The following is a 20,434-nucleotide window of genomic DNA, read 5'->3' on the forward strand; positions in this document are numbered from 1 at the left end:
ACGAGCGCATCGACCCCCGTCCCCCTGCTTCGGCAGAAGAACGGGGCGGTTCGTCATGTCAGTAATCCAGTTCCTTCTTCAGGTCGGCGATGTTCGGGCCGCTGTCGGTCGAGGGCATTTCCCATGGGAACGGCGCCTCGTTGCAGCCAGTGCCGCCGCACGCGTACGCGTGACCGTTCCTTGTCTCGCCGTTCACCGTCACCGAGCAGTTGATGTCTCCGCCACCCATGAGTTGGGCCGACACGTGGTAGTACAAGGCTTCGTCGTCCAGCTTCAGGGTCTCCGTCATCGGGAGCCCGTCGCCGGAGCGGCTGTCACTGTCGCTGCCGTAGTTGATGTCCACGCCCGACGGTGCCGACCCCCACACCTTGAAGACGACCTCGCCCGTGGGCGCTTCCTCAGCCGGCGGATCGGCAGGCTTGTCGTCGGCCTTCGGCTGCACCGTCTTCGTGGTCGTCACGGTCACGGTGGGTATCGGCTTCGCATCGTCCTTCGCCGGCTCCGCGCCAGTTGCGGACTCGGTGACCGTGATCGTCGGCTGCGGCTTCGCGGCGGCGCTCGTCTTCTCCTGCTCGCTGTCCGCCGCGTTGCCGATGCCGACACCGATGAACAGGGTGAGGATCGCGGCCGGGATGACGTATCGCTTCCGCGCCCACTTCGGCCCACCTGACTGCGGGCCCGGAGGCAGCGGCGGCTGCGCGGGTGGTGGCCCCGGGGAGCGGCGGCTGAGCAGGTGGCCGTCCGCCACCTCCGGCGCCCAACGCGAACACTGCCCTGACGTCCTCCTCAGCCAGGCCGCGGAGAGATCCATGAACACCGAGCCCCTACGGGACCACCTCACTGCTTCCGCTACGGCTGCCCACCTCACGGCGGCCTCAGTCTTGGCCTCGGCCGCGTACTGATGCTGCTTCTGGGGCTGACTCCTGCCGCGAGAGGGCGTTCCTGTTCCGGGGGCCGAATCGGTTGACCCCGTGGTCAGAGTGCGGGTGGGGGTGTGACGGGCGGCGGGCTGTCGTTCCTCGTGTTCCGCATCGCGGCGTGGCGTTCCGCCGCGACGCGACGCAGGATCTGGCGCAGTTCCTCGCGGGTGCTTCCGCGCGTCTTCACGGCATGGCAGTTCGGGCAGAGGGCCACCATCTGGCTCGGGTGATCGCGACCGCCGTCGGTGAGTTCCACCACGTGATCGACTTCGAGGAGCGGATGCCCCCGGTCGGTCACATCAGCGGGCTGGCCCGTGCAATGCGGGTTCTCGCAGTGGCCTTTGCTCCGGCCCAGGACGACACGGCGAGCGGCACGGGAGCGTGGCGGAGTCTGCCTCGTGCGGGGGATCCGCGTCCCGTGGGATTTTGCTTCGTGCCGCTCGATCAGGCGGCAGCCGCGCTCGTACTCGGCTGCCGTGATGAGCCATTGCTCCGGCTCTCTCTCCGCCGGGGTGGGGAGGCCCGTCGTCTCGACGTCGGCCAGACCGACTTCGGCGAGAAGCGGTGCGCAGTCGAGGTCGTCGAAGTAGGTGTCGACCAACTCGTCCAGCACGGCAAGGCGGGTCACCTCGGAGTCCCGGAGCCGCTCGTACAGCGGCTCGACAAGACCGCCGACCGGTTGGTTGGCGGCGAACCAGCGGCGCACCTGCGCGTCCCCGTGAGCGGTGGGCACAGGCTCGGTGTAGTCACGCAACGTCCAGAGGCCGGCGCGGTGGAGGGCCGCGACGGGGTAGTCGGGGCGTGGCCGCTCGCTCCTCATGCCGTGCCTCTCCAGGAGGGCCTTGACGGCCTTCTCGGTGTCCGACCATGGAAGCAGCCGGGGTTCGCCGCGCACGGCTCGGCCCATGGCCCACAGCAGGGCGATGGGCTGATACAGGGCGGGCTGACCGGAAGAACGGTTCACAGTGAGATGAGTGACGCGGTCGACGAGATCGTCAGCGGCGGGGCCGGTCACCGAGCGTTTCGCCGGGACGTCGACGACGTCGAAACCGAGGCGCCTCAGCAGTCCGGCGGCGTGCGTCGCGCCACCGGAGAAGTCACTCGCAGCCAGTGGTCGCCGATCGGGCAGATAGCCGTGTGCGGCACCGACGATCGCCTTGGAGTCGTAGTGCTCGCCGTCGTACGACAGCAGATAGCGGCGGGCCGGCTGGAAGCCGTGGAGCTTGAGGAAGGCGTCGCGGCCGAGCCGGTCGCATTCTTCGATCGCCTTCACGACCTCGCGGTGTGTGATGTCGGTGAGCGCCATGCCGGGAACACTACGTGAGGGCACTGACACTGCCCCTGGGTGCCGGGCGCGCTCTCGGTGAGTGGGGAATCCGGCCCGCGTCCGCGCCGTTGACTGTTGTGGTGCGTGGTGCGTCGATTGATGTGCCGATGGAGGGGCGGCCGGTGCGATTTACGGGTGCGCGCGCCGGGGCCCGTCATGCCGCCACGGAAGGGAACACGCCTTGAAGCAAGCGCAGTTGACCATTGCCGGTGACGACATCGCGTTCGTCGAGTCGGAGGGTACGGGGCGGCCCGTGCTCCTCGTGCACGGGAACTCCTCGTCCTCTCGGGTATGGCGGCCCCTGATGGCCGGGCCGTTCGGGCAGCGGTTCCGGTGTCTGGCGCTGGATCTGCCGGGGCACGGGACGTCGGGCCGGGCCCGACGTGCGGACGACTACGCGTTGCCGGGGTAGGCCGCGGTGCTCGCGGAGTTCGCCAGGGCGACGGGGGCCGAGGACGCCGTGGTCGTCGGGTGGAGTCTGGGCGGGCATATCGCGCTCGAAGCGGCGGCGGAGATGACGGGGGCGGCGGGGTTGGTGGTGTTCGGTACGCCGCCGGTCAGCGGTGCCGCCGAGTTCGGGCGGGCGTTCCTGCCGAATCCCGCCGTGAATGTGGGGTTCACCGCGGATGTGGATGCCGAGGCGGCGGAGTCGTATGCCCGGAGTTTTCTGGCTCCCGGGTCGGACTATCCGACGGACGAACTCGTCGCCGACATCCTCGCCACCGACGGCACCGCCCGCACCAGTCTCTTCGCGAGCCTCGGCAGCGGCCGGTTCACCGATGAGGTCGAGATCCTGGGTCACCTCACCCGACCCCTCGCCGTCCTGCACGGCGAGGGTGAGCAATTGGTCAGCCTCGACTATCTCCGCGAGATCGCCGTGCCGACGCTCTGGCACGGCCAGATACAACTCCTGGCGGGCGCCGGTCACGCCCCGCAGATCGAGACTCCCGAGGCGTTCGGGGACCTGGTCGGCCGGTTTGTCACCGAGCTTGGGTGAGGGTTGGTCTTCGTCGCCACGTACGTGGCTGACTCCGGCTTCCTCTCCCTGCGTCGGGACCGGGGCGCAAAACGGTAACTAAGCACTATGCAGTCGTAGTTGGAGGATTGTGTGCATCGCTAGCTTCCTCTCTACCCAGGTCTTTCGCCGTTGCGTGCCTGGGGGGCGGGTCGGACGGCTTCGGGGGGTCTGGGGGGGAGGAGGACCGAGGAGTCCTCGGAGGCGGCGGGCATCTCCGTCTCGCCGTCCGTCGTCCAGAGTGTCACCGCCTCGCCCGTCACCCGCTCGACCCCGCCCGAGGTCACGGAGCCCGCCACGCCGGTCGAGGAGGAGGCCGTACCTCAGGAGCCTGCCGGGGCCGCCGCGCTGTGAGGGGCGGAGCACGCCGGGACCGCACAGGTCACGGTCGATGCGTATGACTACGGGGCCGTGCCCGGGCCGGATCTCGCCCGCGACCGACGGTGACGTACGCCCGCTGAACCGTGGCACTCGGTACCCGGCGGGGAATTCGGTTGCGGTGGATCCCTGGGGCGGTTGTGGTGGTGGTATGAGCGGCTTCACGGGGCGGGCATGGCGCGGGCCGGCCGTCCTGGCCGCCCTCATGCTCGCCGCCTTCACCTTCAACACGGCCGAGAACCTTCCGATCGGGCTGCTGGAGCTGATCTCCGCGAGCCTGGACGTACCGGTTCCGGCGGTCGGGCTGCTGGTCACCGGGTACGGGGTGACGGTGGCCGTCGCGTCCGTGCCGCTCGCCCACGCCGTACGCGCGGTACCCCGGCGGCTCGTGCTGACCGGGGTGCTGGCCTCGCTGGTCGTCTCCAGTCTCGGCGCGGCGCTGGCCTCGTCGTACGGGGTGCTGCTCGCGGCGCGGCTGCTGACCGCGCTGGGGCAGGCGCTGTTCTGGGCGGTGATGGGGCCCGTCGCGGTAGGGCTGTTCCCGGCGCGGGTGCGAGGGCGGGTGGTCGGGGCGCTGTCCGTCGCCGGTTCGCTCGCCCTGGTGCTGGGGGTGCCCGCCGGGACCTGGCTGGGCCGCGCGACCAACTGGCCGGTGCCGGTCGCGCTGCTCGCGGCACTGGGGCTGGCCTCGCTGGTGACGATCGCCGCGCTGCTGCCCACGTCCCGCCCGGACGACGAACCCGCCGCCTACGGGACCGCCCCCGACCGGCGCCGGTTCGCTGTCGTCCTGACCGCGGGCGCCCTCGCCGCCACCGGCGCGTTCGCGGGCTTCACCTACATCGTCGCCTTCCTGGCCGACGTGAGCCGTTTCTCGCCCGGCGCGGTCAACGTACTGCTGGTCGTCTTCGGCGCGGCCACGCTGGCCGGGGTGACCCTCACCGGCGTCCTGCTCGACCGCCACCCGCGCGGCACGCTCACCGCGGCCGTGACCGTGCAGGCCGTCGGACTGCTCGGGCTGTACGCGACCGGCGGTCATCAGGTGGCGGCCGTGCTGTTCCTGTCCCTCATGGGCGGCGCCCTCGGGCCGGTCTTCATGACCACCCAGAATGCCATGCTGCACAGCGCCCCGGGCCGCACCGACCTCGCCCTCGCCGCCAACTCCGGCGCCTACAACGCGGGCATCGCCGGGGGCGCGGCCCTGGGCGGCCTGATCCTCGCCCACACCGACGTACGAGCCGCCTTCCTCGCGGGCGGGCTGCTGACGGCGGCGGCATGTGTGGTGCTGACGCTGCCCACTCCTACTCCGCGTGCCGGCGGACCGGGGAGCGGGGGCGTGGGCTAGGCGGCGCCCCCGCCCCATTCCCCCCGCCCCATTCCCCCTGCCCCATCCCCCCGGCCCCATCCCCCCGGCCCCTTACCCTCCCCGCCTCACCACATCACCGGCAGCTCGGACAACCCCTTGAACATCGCCTCCGCCTTCCACTTCAGCTCCTCCTCCGGTACCGCCGGCTTCACTCCCGGCAGTCGTTCCACCAGCGTCGCCACCGCCACCTGGAGTTCCAGCCGGGCCAGCCGCGAACCGACGCAGTAGTGGACGCCGTGGCCGAAGCTGAGGTGTGGGGCCTCGGGCCTGCGGTCCAGGATCAGGGACTCGGGGTCGTGGTACACCGACGGGTCCCGGTTGGCCGCCGACATGTCCACCAGCACCGGCTCCCCGGCCCGCACCAGCACCCCGCCCAGCTCCACGTCCTCCGTCGCGTACCGGCAGAAGTTGATCCCGTTGAACAGCGGCACGTACCGCAGCATCTCCTCCACCGCGACCGGGATGTCCTCCGGGTGCTCACGCAGCCGCGTCAGCCACTCGGGGCGGCACAGCAGCAGATAGGAGAAGTTGGAGATCTGGTTGTACGTGGTGACGAAACCGGCCACCAGCAGCTCTGCCGTCAGATCGAACACCTCCTGGTACGTCAGGCGCTCCTCCTCTTCCTGCGCCCGTACCAGCGTGCTGAGCAGGTCGTCGCCCGGCTCGCCGCGGCGCAGTTCGACCAGTTCGCCGAGGAACGTGGCGTACGCCTCCGACTCCGCCATGAGGACATCCAGCGGCACACTGTGCGCCAGCAGGGTGTTCAGCCACTCCTTGATCTTGCGGTGGTCGGCCTTCGGCACGCCCAGCAGATCGCAGATCAGGGTGATGGAGAGCGGGAAGGCGTAGTCCTGGACGAGGTCGCCGGGCGGGCCCTTCTCCTCCAGCCGGTCCAGCAGCTCCGTCGCGATCTCCTGCACCCGGTCGCGCAGTTGGTCCACCCGGCGCACGCTGAAGTGCCGGGCCAGGACCTGGCGCAGCCGGGTGTGCTCGGGCCCCTCCGTGGACAACAGGCCGCCGCTGATGGACAGCGGGCGCATCCGCGGCTGGTCGCGCTGGGCCCCGGCCGCCAGGCTGAACCGGGGGTCGGCCAGCACGAACCGCGCGTCCGCGTACCGGGTCACCAGCCAGGCGTCCTCCCCGTACGGCAGCCGGATCCTCGGCAGTGGCCCGTCGCGCAGTTCGGCGTAGTGGGGCGAGAGGCCCAGGCACTCAGGGGAGGCGAACGGGTAGCGGAGCGGTGAGGGGCATTCGCTCATCGGGGGTTTCGTCCTTTTCATCGGGGCCGACGGGGATGACCACATGGGTCGGCAGAGGGGCGGAGGTGTCGATGTCTGCGGTGAATGTCCTGCCGTCGTCGCGGCAGATGAACTGCATGACGTGCCGGCCCGCGGCGGCGGCCCGGATCAGGCCACCCGTGGTGGCCCACACGCCGGAGATATAGAAGTTCGCGAGGCCCGGAAGCGCCGGACCGTACTTCTTGATGACCTCCTCCATCGTCTCGCCGCTCTCCACGAACGGCTGCCAGCCGAGGACGGTCCCGTCGTAGTTGCCGGTGTAGCGGACCTGGGTCAGCGGGGTGGACAGGTCCCGGACCGCCACCGCGTCCTTCAGGCCCGGGAAGCGCCGGTCCAGGAGGTCCAGGAGCGTGTCCCTGACCTGGTGTTTCTCCTCGTAGTACGCCTTTCCGCGGCGCACCGGAAGGGTGTGCAGCTCGGTGCCGCCGCGGCGCCGGGTGCGCTGCTCGGGGCCGTCGCTCAGCGCCCGCCAGGGTTCGACATCGCTGAAGTAGGTGACGTACAGGACGGTGCTCCGCTCCGGGGACAGCTCCGGGTAGTGCACGCTGCGGAACTGCACATTGATACTGGGATGGCGGATACCGGTCAGCCGGGCCGCCTCCTCCTGGGTGAGCAGATACGTCGTGCAGGGGTCGCCGGTCGGGAAGGGTCGGCGCAGGCCGAGGAACAGGGCCACATAGCCGGGGAAGACCATGCCCGGCTCGTCGATCACCTTCGTGTACAGCCGCCGGTACTCGTCGGTCAGATAGCGGCCCTTGAGCAGCTTCATGGTGGTGTGGTGGCCGTCAGCCGCCGAGACCACGATGTCGGCGCGGACCTCCCGCCCGTCACTGAGCCGCACGCCCACCGCGCGGTCGTCCTCGACGAGGATCTCCTCGACCTTCGCGTTGTAGGTGACCTCGCCGCCGAGCCGCCGGTAGCGCTGCTCGATCGAGGTCGCCAGGCCCAGCGAGCCACCCTCCGGCACACCGGCCGACAGATTGGCGTGCGCGGCCAGCTGGAAGTAGAACGGCAGCACGGGGAACGCCGCGTGCTTCTCGTAGAGGACGAAGTTGAACGCCTCCCGCAGCAGCGGGTCCTGGAACTTCGCGGAGTAGTCCGTCATCAGGACGCTGATCGACTTGCGGATGACATTGAAGTACGGGAGGAACGAGGCGAGCATCCGCAGCCGCTCCGCCCGGCCCATCAGCCCCACCGGCTTCAGGAACGGATACGTCGCCAGGGCGGCGATGAACTTCCGCAGGCCCGCGCAGAAGTCGCGGATGTGTTTCGCGTCCGCCGGGGAGATCTCCAGCAGATGGGCCTGGAGGCGGTCCGGGTCGGAGTAGAAGTACACCACCCGGCCGTCCCGGCCGCGCACCACGTTGAAGACATCGAAGTGCCGCATCTGCTTGCCCTGGAGCGCGCCCAGCTCCAGCCAGATCTGGTGCATCTCGTTGCCCGGACCGCTGCCCAGCAGCCAGCTGACACAGCAGTCGAAGGTGAAGTCGCCGCGGTCCCAGGCGGTGCAGCAGCCGCCCGGGATCTCGTGCATCTCGAAGATCCGGGTCCGGTAACCGTTCATCTGGGCGTAGCAGCCGGTGGACAGTCCGCCCAGCCCCGCCCCGATGATGATCATCGTCTGGCGGGGGCCCCCGTCCGGCTCCGTCCCGCCCCGCTCCGGTGCCGGCACGCTCGTCTCCGTATCGACCGTGTTCATGGTGTTCATGGTGTTCGTCAAAGCCCGCTCACCTCATGCCCTGATCGAGCTGGGGCAGATCGCCCAGCTTCCCGGCGTGCCACGGCTCGCCGCCCGTGCTCTCCCACGCGCGGAACGGCAGACCCCATTCCGCGCACAGGTACTGAGCGACGAACCGTCCGCCGGCGGCCGTCCGCACCAGCCCGCCGCCCGTGAACCACTGACCCGCCAGCGACAGCCCCGCCAGCCCCGGCAGCCGCAGCCGGTCCTTGTCGATCAGCCCCTGCACCAGATCGTCGGCGTTCGTGAACGACTTCCAGCCGAGGATCGAGCCGCCCAGATTGCCGGTGTAGCGCTCGGTGGTGACCGGGGTGGCCACATCGACCACCTCGATCCGCGCGGCGATCCCGGGATAGCACCGGTCCAGGAAGTCCCGTACGAACCGGGCCGCCTGCTCCTTGCCCGCCCGGTACGCCTTGCGGTCGGTACGGCGCAGTGTCTTCCAGGAGTCGTAGTCGCTGAAGTATGTGCAGTGGATCAGCGACTTGCCGGGCGGCGCGAGGCCGTCGGAGAACCGGGAGCGCAACTGCACCACCAAGTTGTTCTGCATCATCCCCGGCAGCCGGGCGCTGTCGGCGTCGGAGAGCAGATAGGTCACGCTGTGCGCGGCGTCCGCGTCGATGTCCCCGTCGAACCCGACGAACACCGACACCAACCCCGGGTACACGTTCTCCGGGCTCTTCGACAGCGTCTCGAAGAGCCGTCTGACCCGGGAGCTGGAGTACTCCCCGCCGAGCAGCCGGTCCAGGGTGGTGACGCCGTCGCAGGCCGCCACCACATGGTCGGCGTAGTGCCGCTCGCCGCCGCGCAGCTGAACGCCCACCGCGCGCCCGTCCTCGACGAGGATCCGCTCCACCCGGGTCCGGTAGTCGATCCGGCCGCCGAGCGAGGTGTAGCGCTCCTCGATCGACCGGGCCAGGCCCAGTGAACCTCCCTGCGGGAAGCCCGCGTTGGACCGGTGCGCGCTCGCCATGTTGAACAGGTACGGCATCAGCGGGAAGACCTCGTGGTCCTGGAAGAAGATGAACGGCAGCGCCCGCCGCAGCAGCGGATCCTCGAAGCGGGCCGCGAAGTCCTCCATCGAGGTGGCCGCCGCACGCCGCAGCAGATTCAGCTTGGGCAGGACCTTCCGGGCCGCCCGCGCCTTCTCCCGCAGTGTCAGCAGCGGCGCCGGTTTCAGGAACGCGAACATGTCCAGGTCGGTGAAGCGCCGCAGGTCCCGGCAGAACGACCGGATCAGCCGCTCGTCCCCGGGCGACAGGCCCAGCAGGTGGTCTTCCAGCCGGTCGGGGTCGTTGTAGAAGGCCACCGAGCGGCCGTCGGCCCCGACGACCGTGTTGAAGACGTCGAAGTTGCGGATCGTCTTCCCGTCCAGCGCGCCCAGTTCACGCCAGACCTGGTTCGCGTCGTTGCCGGGGGCGGTGCCGGTCAGCCACTCGATGCAGTAGTCGAAGACGTAGCCGTCCCGGGACCAGGCCGTGCAGCAGCCCCCGGGCAGCACATGCTTCTCGAAGATACGGGTCTCCATGCCGCTCATCTGGCCGTAGCAGCCGACGGAGAGCCCGCCGACGCCCGCTCCGACGATGATCACGCGGGGCCGCTGTCCGGGGACCCGCGGCCGTACGCCCCAGGGCGCCCGCTGGCTATTTCGCATGCGGAGCCGCCCCTTCGGTCACACCGGCCGACGCCTGCTCGCCCGCGCCGACCCGGGTCAGCTCGCCCCGCGGGCTCGCCGTCCGCTCGATCGCCGGCGCCTGCGGCTGCTCGACCACGGAGGGCCGGGTGAGCACGTTGGGGGCCGGGGCACTCCGGCCGTGCTGCGCCGCCCGCTCGGCGGTCCGGTCGGCGGTCCGGTCGGCGGTCCGGTCGGCGCCTTGATCGGCCGTCGGCTCGGCGGTCCGGTCGGCCGTGGTCTCGGCGCTCCGGTCGGCCGCGGGTTCGGTACTCCGGCCCGCCGCAGGCTCGATGGCCCCGCGGGCCGCCGGTTCGATGGCCCGGTCGGCCGCGGGTTCGATGCTCCGCGCGGCCACCGGCTCGACGGCTCGGTCCGCGGCGGGTTCGACGCCCCGCCCTCCGGCAGGCTCCGCCGCCTGCCTGGCAGCGGGTTCCCTGCTCCGCCCGGCGGCGGGCTCGACCGCCTGCCCGGCGGCGGGCTCGGCGGCCCGGTCGGCAGTGGGTTCCATGCTCCGCCCGGCAGTGGGCTCGACGGCGCGCCCGGTGGCGGGCTCGACCGCCCGGTCCGTCATGGGCTCGATCGTCCGGGCCGCGACGGGCTCGATCGCCCGGTCCGCCACCGGCTCGCCCGTCAGCTCGGTCACCGGCTCTTTCCCCAGCCGGCTCCCCAGCTCACCCGCCGGCTCGCTCCCCGGCCGGCTCCCCGGTTCCGCCTCCCGCTCGCTCCCCGGGCATTCCGACCCGCCCTCGACCACGACCACCCCGGTCAGCACCTCGCGCACCAGCCCCGCGTTGTGCTCCACACACCCCGGGTCGAGCATGTCGGCATGGGTACCGGCCCCGCGCAGCACCTCGGTGCGCACCGCCGACGATCCGTGCCAGGTGCCGCGCTCCCCGGCCCCGTAGAAGGCCACCTTCTGCTCGTCGGAGATGACGGTGATCCGCGCCCCGACCGCGCCGATGTTGGGGGTACGGCCGCAGAAGTCGATGTAGCCCCGGGCCTGTTCCAGCGTCTCGCGGGCCACCGCGTCCGACCCCGTGTGCTTGCGCAGATGCTCGCGCAGCTCCCGTTCGAAGGCCGCGATGTGCTCCGGCCCCGGCGCGAACCCCCGGTCGATCCGGTACGAGTCGAGGATCACCACATCACCGACCTCGCGCCCGCGCCGCTCCAGCTCCTTGGCGACCTCGAAGGCGAGGTTCCCGCCGAGCGAGTAACCGAGCAGCGCACAGCGGCCCACCGGCCGCAGCGCCTCGACCAGGTCCGCGTACCGCACCACCTTGTCGTCGTCGGCGAGATAGTTGAACGCCACCAGCTCGTACTCCGGGAGCTGTTCGGCCAGGCGCCGGTACACCAGCCCGTGCCCGCCCGCCGGAGGGAAGCAGAACACCGGCTCGCCCGCGCCCCGGTGGAAAGACAGATACGGCTGGGCGCCCGGCAGCCGGCCGGTGACGATGTCCTCGACCGTGCGGGCCATCCCGTGCAGCGTCGTCACCTTGAAGAGATGGCTGACCGGGATGTTCACCCCGAACTCGCCCTGGAGGCCGTGGATCAGCTCGATCAGCTTGATGGAGCTGCCGCCCGCCTCGAAGAAGTCGTCCTGGAGACCCGCCGACTCCACGCCGAGCAGCAGCCGCCAGTGATCGGCCATCCGTGTCTCGTACAGCGTCACCGGTGGCTCATGGGCCTCCTCGCCGGTGACGAACCGGGGCTCGGGCAGCGCCGCCACATCCACCTTGCCGTTCGCCGTGAGCGGCAGCGCGGGCAGCTCCGTGAAGGAGCCGGGGATCAGATACGTGGGCAGCCGCTCGCCCAGATCGCGGCGCAGCTCCCGCCAGTCCAGCCGCTCGCCGGGCACGGCGACCCCGTACGCGCACAGCGTGTTCTCGCCGCGCCCGTCCGGCCGGACCACCACCACCGCCCGCTCCAGCGCGGGCCACCGGGCCAGCTGGGACTCGATCTCGCCGATCTCCACCCGGTGCCCGGCCACCTTGACCTGCGAGTCCACCCGGCCCAGCAGATGGACCCCGCCGCCGGTGTCCCAGCGGGCCAGATCCCCGGTCCGGTACAGCCGTACGGTCCTGCCGTCCAGGTCGCGGACGGTGAACCGCTCGGCGGTCTGCGCCGGGTCGCCGAGATAGCCGAGAGCGACCTGCGCCCCGCCGATCCACAGCTCACCCGCGACCCCCGGCGGCACCGGCTCGCCGTGCGCGTCGAGGACGTACACCTCGGACCCCGGCAGCGGACGGCCGATCGGCACCATGTGACCGGGCTCCAGGCCGTCCGCCGGACCCTCGAAGTACGTGCTGTCGATCGTCGCCTCGGTCAGGCCGTAGGAGTTGACCACCCGGGTGCCCGGACCGCACAGGGCGCGCAGCCGCTCGTACTCCGCCACCTTCCAGGTGTCCGAGCCGACCGCCAGCAGCCGAAGGAAGTCCAGCCGGACGCCCTCGCGCTCGCAGTGCGCCATCAGCCCGCGCACCACGGACGGCACGAACTCGGCGCAGTCCACGCCCTCGTCGCGCATCGCCCGGTACAGCCGGTCGGTGTGGAACAGCAGCTCCCGCCCGACCGGCACCAGCGTCCCGCCCGAGCACAGGGCGCGCACCAGGTCACCGGTGAACACGTCGAAGGCCGGGCCGGCCATCTGGAGATGGACCCGCACCTCGTCCCCGAGCCGATACTCCTCGTGCCAGGCGGCGTACGCGGCGGCCAGATTGCGGTGACTGACCTGGACCGCCTTGGGGCGGCCGGTGGAACCGGAGGTGTAGATGACGTAGGCCGGGCTGTCCATGCCCACGGTCGGCTCCACCGCGCCCGCCGGTCCCACCCCGTCGGTCACATCGGGCGCGCCGGACAGCTCCCCGTACGTCACCACCCCCGCCCGGCCCGCGAGCCGTTCACCCCCCGGGCCGTCGACGACCGTGTACGCCGCCCCCGCGTGCGCCACCAGGGACGCCAGCCGGTCGGCCGGGTTGCCCGGGTCGAGCGGCAGATACGCGCCGCCCGACCGCAGCACCGCCAGCAGCGTCACGATCAGCTCGGGCGACTTCTCCATGCAGACGGCGACCACCGCGCCCTCGCCCACCCCGAGCGCCCGCAGCCGGCCGGCCAGTGCGCGGCTGCGGCTCTCCAGGCCGGCGTAGGTCAGCGACCCTCCCGGCCCGCCGTCCCCTTCGGGCATCCGCACGGCCACCGCGTCCGGGTGCTCCTCGGCGACCCGGCCGATCAGCTCGTGCACCGGCATCCCCGGACCGTCCGCCCGGCGCCCGGCGCCGCTCCACTCGCCGAGGATCTGCCGCCGCTCGGGGGCCGCGAGCAGTTGCAGCCGGTCCGCCGGACGGTCGGCCGGAGCACGGGTGAGGGCGTCCAGGAGCTGCACGTAGTGCGCCGACAGCCGGCGCATGGTCTCCGGCAGGAACAGGTCGGTGTTGTACTTGAAGACACAGTGGAAGCGGCGGTCGGCCTCGTCCTCGTACACCGACAGCGTGAGGTCGAACTGGCCCTCCTCCTCCGGCAGTTCGATGTACTCCAGGCGGTAGCCGTACTTCTCGGTGGCCACCTTGTGGGTGAGCAGGATGAACATCGCCTGGAACACCGCCGACCGGCTCGGGTCGTGCTGGAGCCCCAGCTCCTCCACCAGCAGCACGAACGGGTACTCCTGGTTGTCGAGCCCGCCCAGCACCACCTCACGCACGCGCGCGAGGAGCTGTTCGACGGACGGGCCGTCGCCCAGGTTCACATGCAGCGGCAGCGGGTTGACGAAGTAGCCGTAGACCGAGGAGAACTCCTCCTGGGTGCGGCCGGTCACCGGGCTGCCGACGATGATGTCGTCCTGCCCGGAGTAGCGGTGCAGCAGCACGTAGTAGGCGCTCAGCAGCACCATGAACACCGTGACGTTGTGCGCGCGGGCCACCTCGTGGACCCGGGCGCTCAGCTCCTCGTCCAGCACGAAGAACTCCGACGCCCCGTTGTGGGTCTGCACCGGCGGGCGCGGTTTGTCCACCGGCAGGTCGAGCACCGGCACCTCGGCGGGCAGATGCGCCTTCCAGTAGTCCAGCATCCGGCGCGCCTGCGGACCCGCCAGGAACGTGTTCTGCCAGTTCAGGAAGTCCAGATAGCGGGCGGAGACCGGCGCCAGCTCGGGCGTCCGGCCCCGGCGCAGCGCCTCGTAGACCGCGAGCAGCTCCTCGATGAACGTGAACGTGGAGATCGCGTCCGAGATGATGTGGTGCACGGCCTTCATCAGCACCCACCGGTCGTCGCCGCGCCTGAACAGCCGCAGCCGGATGAGCGGATCGCGCTCCAGGTCGTACGGCTTGCGGTACTCCCGCACGATCAGCGCGTGGATGTTCTCCCACGCCATGCCCTCGACGTCGAACAGCGCGGTGTCCTGAAGCAGCGCCGCGTCGGCGGCGGGCGCCACCCGCTGCACCGGCTGCCCGTTCTCGTGCGTGAAGGTGGCGCGCAGACTCGGATGCCGCTCGATCAGCGCCCGGAACGCCTCGAACATCAGCTCGGGGTCCAGGGCGACCCGCACCTCGACCGCCCCGCCGATGTTGTAGGCGAACCCGTCGGGGTTGAGTTGCTTGAGGAACCACAGGGCCTTCTGGTTCTGGGTCAGCGGATGCCGTGACACATCGTCGAACAGCTCCACCGCCGCGCCGCCGCCCACCGCGTCCACACCCTCCGTGACCAGCTCCGCCAGCCCCTCGTGCAGCCGCTCGATCAGCTCACCGACCGGGGCGCCGCTCAGCAGCGTCACCACGGGCAGCGCGAGCCCCAGCTCGGCGTGGACCCGTGAGCGCAGCTCCATCGCCAGCAGCGAGTCCAGGCCCAGCGCGCCCAGCGCCGAGGACAGCTCCACCCGCTCGGCACCGACCCGCAGCACGCCCGCGACGACGGCCGTGAACCGCTCGGCCACCAGCGCCCGCCGCTCCGCCTCCCCGGCCGCGCCGAACGCGTCGAGGAAACCGCTCTGCTCGCCCGGCCCGCCGCCCGGCCCGCCCGCGGCGGCCAGCTCACCGACCAGCGGCGGCGGCGCCGGATACCAGGCCAGGAACACCGGCCAGTCCACCACCGTGGCCACCAGCAACTGCGCCCGGTCCTGCCCGATCACCCGCTCCAGCACGGCCATCCCGGCCTGCGGTGACAGGGAACTCATACCGCGGCTGACCCGGTAGTGCTCGATCAGCCCGAGTTCCTCGATCATGCCGGTGGCCCATGGCCCCCAGTCCAGGCTCAGTCCGGGCAGCCCGCGCGCGCGGCGATGGTGCGCCAGCGCGTCCAGGAAGGCGTTGCCCGCCGCGTAGTTGGTCTGCCCGGCGGTGGTCAGCAGCGCGGCGATCGAGGAGAACAGCACGAAGTGGTCGAGCGGCTCACCCGCCAGCTGCCGGTGCAGGGCGTACGCGCCGAGCACCTTCGGATCGTGGACGGCCTGGAACGTCTCCCGGTCCATGTCGGGCAGCAGCGTGTCCCGCACCTGCCCCGCCAGATGGAACACGCCCCTGACCGGCGGCGAGTCCAGCCGCCGGTACTCCGCCAGCCAGGCGGCCAGGGCCTCCTCGTCGGCGACATCCAGCGGCGCGAGCACCGGCTGCGCCCCGAGCCCCTCCAGCTCCCGTACGAACGCGACGGCCCGGCCCGCCGCCGACTCCGGGTCGGTCTCCCGCCACAGCGCCCGCTCGGGCAGCCGGGTCCGGCCGACCAGGATCAGCCGCCGCGCCCCCCAGCCGACCAGCGCCCGGCACAGCAGCCGCCCCAGCGCCCCGAAGGCACCGGTCACCAGGTACGCCCCGTCGGCCCGCAGCCGCAGCGGCAACGGCCGGGTCAGCCCCTCGACCGGCGCGAGCCGCCCGGCGAACCGCCGCCCCCCGCGCACCGCGACCTCGTCCTCCCCATCGGCCGCCAGCACCTCCCGCAGCAGCGCCCGGGCGTCCGCCCGCCGGTCCCGGCACCCCGCGTCGAGGTCGATCAGCTTCCCCCGCCGCGCGGTCAGCTCCTGCTGCCACAGCACCCGCCCGATACCCCACGCGGGCGCTCCCAGCGGCTCGACCACATCCTCCGGTACGACGGCCTGGCTGCCCCGCGTCACGATGTGCAGCCGCGTACCGCCCGGCAGCGCCTGCGCGAGCGCGATCAGCGAGTAGCCGCAGTCACCGGAGAGCTCCCGCACCTCCCCGGCACTCGCCGTCGCGTCCAGCGCGGGCAGATCCAGATTCCACAGATGCACGACCTGCTCGTACGGGCCCGTCCCCGCCGCGTCCAGTTCCCCGAACAGCCGCTCCAGATCGGCGGCGTGCCCCGGCCGTACCGTCGACTCCCGCCGATCGTCCGCCAGCCGGTAGGCCGCCCCGGGGCGGACCAGGTGGCACCGCCCGCCACGCTCGGCGATCAGCGCGGCCATCGCGTCGGCGACCCCGTGCGCGTCGGCGAGGAGGAGACAGGCGGGGGCGGTGGGGGGCTCGTGGGGCTGGTCGGGCTGGTGGGTTCCGTCCGGCCGGTGCGTTTCGTCCGGCCCGTGGGTTCCGTGTGGCTCGTCCGGTCGGCGCGTGCCGTCCAACTCGCGGGACTGGTCCGGCCCGTCAGTTCCGTCCGGCCCGTGCCTTCCGTCCGGCCGGTGTGGCCTGCCCGGCCCGTGTGTGCTCGGTGCGGCGCTGGTGCCGTCCAGCCCGTGTGCGCCGTGCGCGCCGTGTGCGCTGCTCGTGCCGTCCGGCCTGTGCGGGCCGTGTGCCCCGCCCGTGCCGCCCGTCCCGAGCATCCCGTACGTGCCGTCCGTGCCCTGCGTCCCGTCGCTGCTGTCCGTCTCCGAGGGCAGCTCCACCCAGCCGATGTCCGCCAGCCAGGAGTCGACCGTGCTCAGGCTCACCGCCGCCGACGCCTGCTCGATGTCGGCCGCGCGGAAGCCGCTCACCCGGCCGAGCGGGGCGCCCTCGTCGTCGTGGACGGCGATGTCACCGGTCAGTTCGCCGTCCGCCTCGCGGGTGACGACGGCGTGCGCCCAGATGGGGCGGTCGCCGACGGCGGCCATCCGCACCTCGGCGATCGACAGCGGCAGCCGGATGCCCCCCGGCCCGCCCTCGCCCGCCAGCAACTGCGGGGTGAGCAGCGCCTGGAAGCAGGAGTCGAGCAGCACCGGATGCATATGGTGTCCGGCCGCGTCGTCGCCGATCGGCCCCGTCGGCCGGATCCGGGCCAGCGCCTCACCGGGCCCGATCCACACCTCCTCGATGCCCTGGAACGCCGGCCCGTAGTGATACCCCAGCTCCGCGAGCGCGGCATAGCACTCGGGGCCGTCCAGCCGCCGCAGCCCCCGGGCCCGTACCGCGTCGGGGTCCAGCCGGCCGGGGCCCGCCGCGCGCTGCCCGGACCGCACGACACCGCGCGCGTGCACGGACGGCTCCCGGCCCTCCTCCGCGTGCACGGTGGCCACGGTGAACCCGGCGTCCTGCGGCGAGAAGGACAACTGCACGGTCGCGGACGCGCCGGAGCCCTCCGGGCCGTCCTCGGACCCGGCCGCCAGGAACAGCGCCTTGCGCAGCTCGACATCGGCGATCACGGCCTCTGTGCCGCCGGTCATCGCCCGTACCGCCTGCGTCGCCATCTCCACATAACCGGCCGCCGGGAACAGCGCGTTGCCCTGAATGCGGTGATCGCGCAGATACGGCAGCGCCTCGACATCGAGCTTCGCCTCCCAGACCGGCTCGGCGGTCGCCATCCGGCGCCCCAGCAGCGGGTGTTCACGGTGCCCGAGCCGGATCTGCTCGACCGGCGCCGGCTCGGTCCAGTGCCGGTCGCGCCTCCACGGGTAGCGGGGCAGCGGCACGGTCCGGCCACGCGGGTGCAGCGCCGCCCAGTCGACGGCGACACCGAGGGTGTGCAGGGCAGCGAGGGACAGCGTGAACCGCTCGCGCTCACCCTCCTGACGCCGGATCGACGGCAGACTGCGCCCCTCGGCCCCCCGCGCGTCCAGGCACTCGGCGATCGAGTGCGCCAGCACCGGGTGCGGCCCGATCTCCAGGAACAGCCCGTAGCCGTCGTCCGCCAGCCGGTCCACCGCGTCCCGGAACCGCACACTGTCCCGGACATTGCGCCACCAGTAGTCGGCGTCCAGCTCCGGCCCCTCGGCCCGCCCCTGGACCGTCGCCGCGAGCCCGCCCGTCAGATACAGCGGCACCCGTGCCGTCCCGGGCTCCAGCCCGGCCAGCGACGACAGCAGCTCCTCCTTGATCGGGTCCATGCGCGGGCTGTGGTACGGCACCCGGACACTGAGGAACCGCGCGAACTCCCCCTCCGCCCGCAGCGCCTCCTCCAGCTCCGCGAGCGCCTCCTCGTCCCCGGCCAGGGTGATCGCCGTCGGGCTGTTCACGGCGGCCACCGACACCCGGTCCGCGTACGGCGCCACCCGCCGCTGGGCCTCCTCCTCCGACAGGCTCACGGCGAGCATCGACCCGGTGCCCACCAGCTTCTGCTGGAGCCGGCTGCGGTGCACGACGACCGTGACCGCCTCGCGCAGCGTGTAGACCCCGGCCTCGTGGAAGGCGGCGACCTCACCGGTGCTGTGCCCCACGATCGCGTCGGGCCGCACCCCCCGGGAGCGCCACAGCGCCGCGAGCCCCACCTGGACGGCAAAGTTGGCGGGCTGGGCCAGCCAGGTCTCGGCCATCTTCGAGTCGGCCTCGTCGGCGGCCAGCTCCTCCACCAGGGACCAGCCGGTCAGCTCCCGGATCTCCCGGTCACAGCGCTCTACGGCCGCGCGGTAGACCGGCTCGGTGGCGAACAGTTCCCGGCCCATGGCCCACCACTGCGGGCCCATCCCGGTGAACACCCAGACCAGCCGCGGATCCTCCCGCCGCTGGCCGGTCACGACCCGCGGATGGGCCGCCCCACGCGCCGCGGCGCCGAGCGCCTCCGCCAGCGCCTCGGGCGAGTCATGGACCACGCACAACCGTGCTTCGAGGTGCTGCCTGCGCCGGGCCAGGGTGTACCCGACATCGGCGAGCGCCGCACCCCCCGCGATCTCGTCCCGGATCCCGGCGGCGGCTTCGGCCAGCAGCTCGGGATCACGGGTCGTCAGCGGAAGCACGGAGTAGGCGGGCACGGCGTGCAGGGCGAGTACCTCGGACACGGCAGGTACGGCGGGCACCTCGGCCACGGCCACCCCCGCCGAGGTCCCCGTCTCCGCCGCCACGGTCGCCCCCGCCGGGACCTCCGTCCCCTCCGCCTCCCCGGACACAGGTGCCGCCTCCAGCAGCACATGCGCGTTCGTCCCGCCGAACCCGAAGGAGTTGACGCCCGCGCGGGCGGGCCCCTCGTGCGCCGGCCAGGCGACCGCGCGGGTCGGGATCTCGTACGGCAGTGCGGCGAGGTCGATCGCGGGGTTGAGCCGGTCGAGGTTGATGTGCGGGGGGATCGTGCGGTGCTTGAGGCTGAGCGCGGTCTTGATGAGTCCGGCGATCCCGGCGGCCGACTCGGTGTGCCCGATGTTGGTCTTGACCGAGCCCACATAGCAGGCGGCGCCGGGCTCGCGCCCGATGGCCAGCGCCCGGCCCAGCGCCCCGGCCTCGATGGGGTCCCCGACCGGCGTCGACGTCCCGTGCGCCTCCACGTACTGGAGGCTGCCGGGCACCACACCGGCCTCGGCGCACACCCGCTCGATCAGCGTGACCTGCGCGTCCGCGCTGGGCACGGTGATGCCCTGGGTACGGCCGTCCTGGTTGACGCCGCTGCCGATGATCACGGCGTGGATCGGGTCGCCGTCGCGCACGGCGTCGTCGAGCCGCTTGAGGGCGACCAGGCCGACGCCCTCGGCCCGCACATAGCCGTCGGCCGACGCGTCGAAGGTGCGCGAGCGGCCGTCGGGGGAGAGGAAGCCGCCCTTGGTCTCGGCGATGGTGTACTGCGGCGCCATGTGCAGCAGGGTGCCGCCGGCGAGCGCGAGCCCGGTCTCCCCGCGGCTCAGGCTCTGGCAGGCCAGATGCACCGCCACCAGCGAGGAACTGCACGCCGTGTCGAGAGAGACGCTGGGGCCGCGGAAGTCGAAGCAGTACGAGATCCGGTTCGACACCATCGTCATCATCGTGCCGGTCGCGGTGTGCGCGGCCAGCGTCTCGAAGCCGAGGTCGGCGAACTGGAGGATCTTGTAGTCCAGGGTGAACGCGCCGACGAACACGCCGACTTCGGTGCCCGCCAGCTCGCCGGGCTTCTGCCCGCCGTCCTCCAGGGCCTCCCAGGCCACCTCCAGCAGCTTGCGCTGCTGCGGGTCCATGTGGGCGGCCTCCCGGGGGCTGATGCCGAAGAAGGCCGGGTCGAACTCGTCGAACCCGTCGATGTACCCACCGCGCCCGCCCACCAGCCGGCCGGGTTTGCCCTTGTCCCGGCTGGCGAGGGTGGTGATGTCGTACCGGTCTCTCGGTGTCGGGGTGATGCAGTCCTTGCCGTCGATCAGGTTCTGCCAGAACGTCCGGTGGTCAGAGGCGCCACCGGGCAGCCGGCAGCCGATTCCGATGATCGCGATCTTGTCGCGGGGGACGGCGTTGCATGGGTCCGACATGGCCGAGTCCTTGATGTGTCGTGGCGTGAGCGGCACGCCAACAGGGGTGGTGAAAGGGCAGGGCGACGGCCCGGCCGCGGCTGAAGCGGACCGCGGACGGGCGGAAGGGTTCGTACGGAGCGCGCGGGGATGGTGGGTCGTCGCGTCCGTACGGAGGGCCTGGCGAGGTCC

6 protein-coding genes and 3 pseudogenes are annotated in these 20,434 nt (G+C 72.1%); 3 read left to right on the forward strand and 6 right to left on the reverse strand.

Annotated elements, in window-relative coordinates:
* Positions 1-58: 58 nt before the first annotated feature.
* Entirely contained in the window at positions 59-748 is a 690-nt protein-coding gene (locus ACFXAZ_RS05860; RefSeq protein WP_384585675.1) for a hypothetical protein, read from the reverse strand.
* Between ACFXAZ_RS05860 and ACFXAZ_RS05865 the strand changes: the two are divergent.
* Positions 747-972: pseudogene (locus tag ACFXAZ_RS05865) on the forward strand (amino acid--tRNA ligase-related protein); the annotation flags it as partial. The gene ACFXAZ_RS05860 and the pseudogene ACFXAZ_RS05865 sit on opposite strands and share 2 nt — an antisense overlap.
* A gap of 3 nt (positions 973-975) precedes the next feature.
* Here ACFXAZ_RS05865 and ACFXAZ_RS05870 read toward each other — a convergent pair.
* Positions 976-2,226, reverse strand: a complete 1,251-nt coding sequence (locus tag ACFXAZ_RS05870; protein WP_384585678.1) for an HNH endonuclease — start codon at positions 2,224-2,226, stop codon at positions 976-978.
* A gap of 283 nt (positions 2,227-2,509) precedes the next feature.
* On the opposite strand from ACFXAZ_RS05870, the pseudogene ACFXAZ_RS05875 reads away from it, so the two are divergent.
* Both ACFXAZ_RS05875 and ACFXAZ_RS05880 read left to right on the forward strand, forming a co-directional pair.
* Positions 2,510-3,244, forward strand: a pseudogene (locus tag ACFXAZ_RS05875) (alpha/beta fold hydrolase).
* Between the two features lie 547 nt (positions 3,245-3,791).
* Positions 3,792-4,982: an MFS transporter gene (locus ACFXAZ_RS05880; protein ID WP_384585681.1), complete on the forward strand. Its 1,191-nt coding sequence runs from the start codon at positions 3,792-3,794 to the stop codon at positions 4,980-4,982.
* A gap of 86 nt (positions 4,983-5,068) precedes the next feature.
* On the opposite strand, the gene ACFXAZ_RS05885 is transcribed toward ACFXAZ_RS05880, so the two are convergent.
* The 4 genes and pseudogenes from ACFXAZ_RS05885 to ACFXAZ_RS05900 form a co-directional block, all read right to left on the reverse strand.
* Entirely contained in the window at positions 5,069-6,262 is a 1,194-nt protein-coding gene (locus ACFXAZ_RS05885; RefSeq protein ID WP_384585684.1) for a cytochrome P450, read from the reverse strand.
* A complete protein-coding gene (locus ACFXAZ_RS05890) occupies positions 6,216-7,919 on the reverse strand; it encodes a phytoene desaturase family protein (protein ID WP_384585771.1) in 1,704 nt (567 codons plus the stop codon). Before ACFXAZ_RS05890 ends, ACFXAZ_RS05885 begins: the two co-directional genes overlap by 47 nt.
* A 109-nt stretch (positions 7,920-8,028) precedes the next feature.
* Positions 8,029-9,693, reverse strand: coding sequence for a phytoene desaturase family protein (locus ACFXAZ_RS05895; protein WP_384585687.1), 1,665 nt, complete (start codon positions 9,691-9,693; stop codon positions 8,029-8,031).
* A 781-nt stretch (positions 9,694-10,474) separates the two neighbouring features.
* Positions 10,475-20,263 (reverse strand): annotated as a pseudogene (locus ACFXAZ_RS05900) (amino acid adenylation domain-containing protein); the annotation flags it as partial.
* Positions 20,264-20,434 lie beyond the last annotated feature (171 nt).

The sequence above is a fragment of the Streptomyces sp. NPDC059477 genome, assembly GCF_042749375.1.
Lineage (GTDB): Bacteria > Actinomycetota > Actinomycetes > Streptomycetales > Streptomycetaceae > Streptomyces.

Bases quoted from the DNA above. Each gene is read 5' to 3' on its own strand.
- ACFXAZ_RS05870 (WP_384585678.1), bottom strand. From the start codon at position 2,226: ATGGCGCTCACCGACATCACACACCGCGAGGTCGTGAAGGCGATCGAA.
- ACFXAZ_RS05880 (WP_384585681.1), top strand. From the start codon at position 3,792: ATGAGCGGCTTCACGGGGCGGGCATGGCGCGGGCCGGCCGTCCTGGCC.
- ACFXAZ_RS05885 (WP_384585684.1), bottom strand. From the start codon at position 6,262: ATGAGCGAATGCCCCTCACCGCTCCGCTACCCGTTCGCCTCCCCTGAG.
- ACFXAZ_RS05890 (WP_384585771.1), bottom strand. From the start codon at position 7,919: ATGATCATCATCGGGGCGGGGCTGGGCGGACTGTCCACCGGCTGCTAC.
- ACFXAZ_RS05895 (WP_384585687.1), bottom strand. From the start codon at position 9,693: ATGCGAAATAGCCAGCGGGCGCCCTGGGGCGTACGGCCGCGGGTCCCC.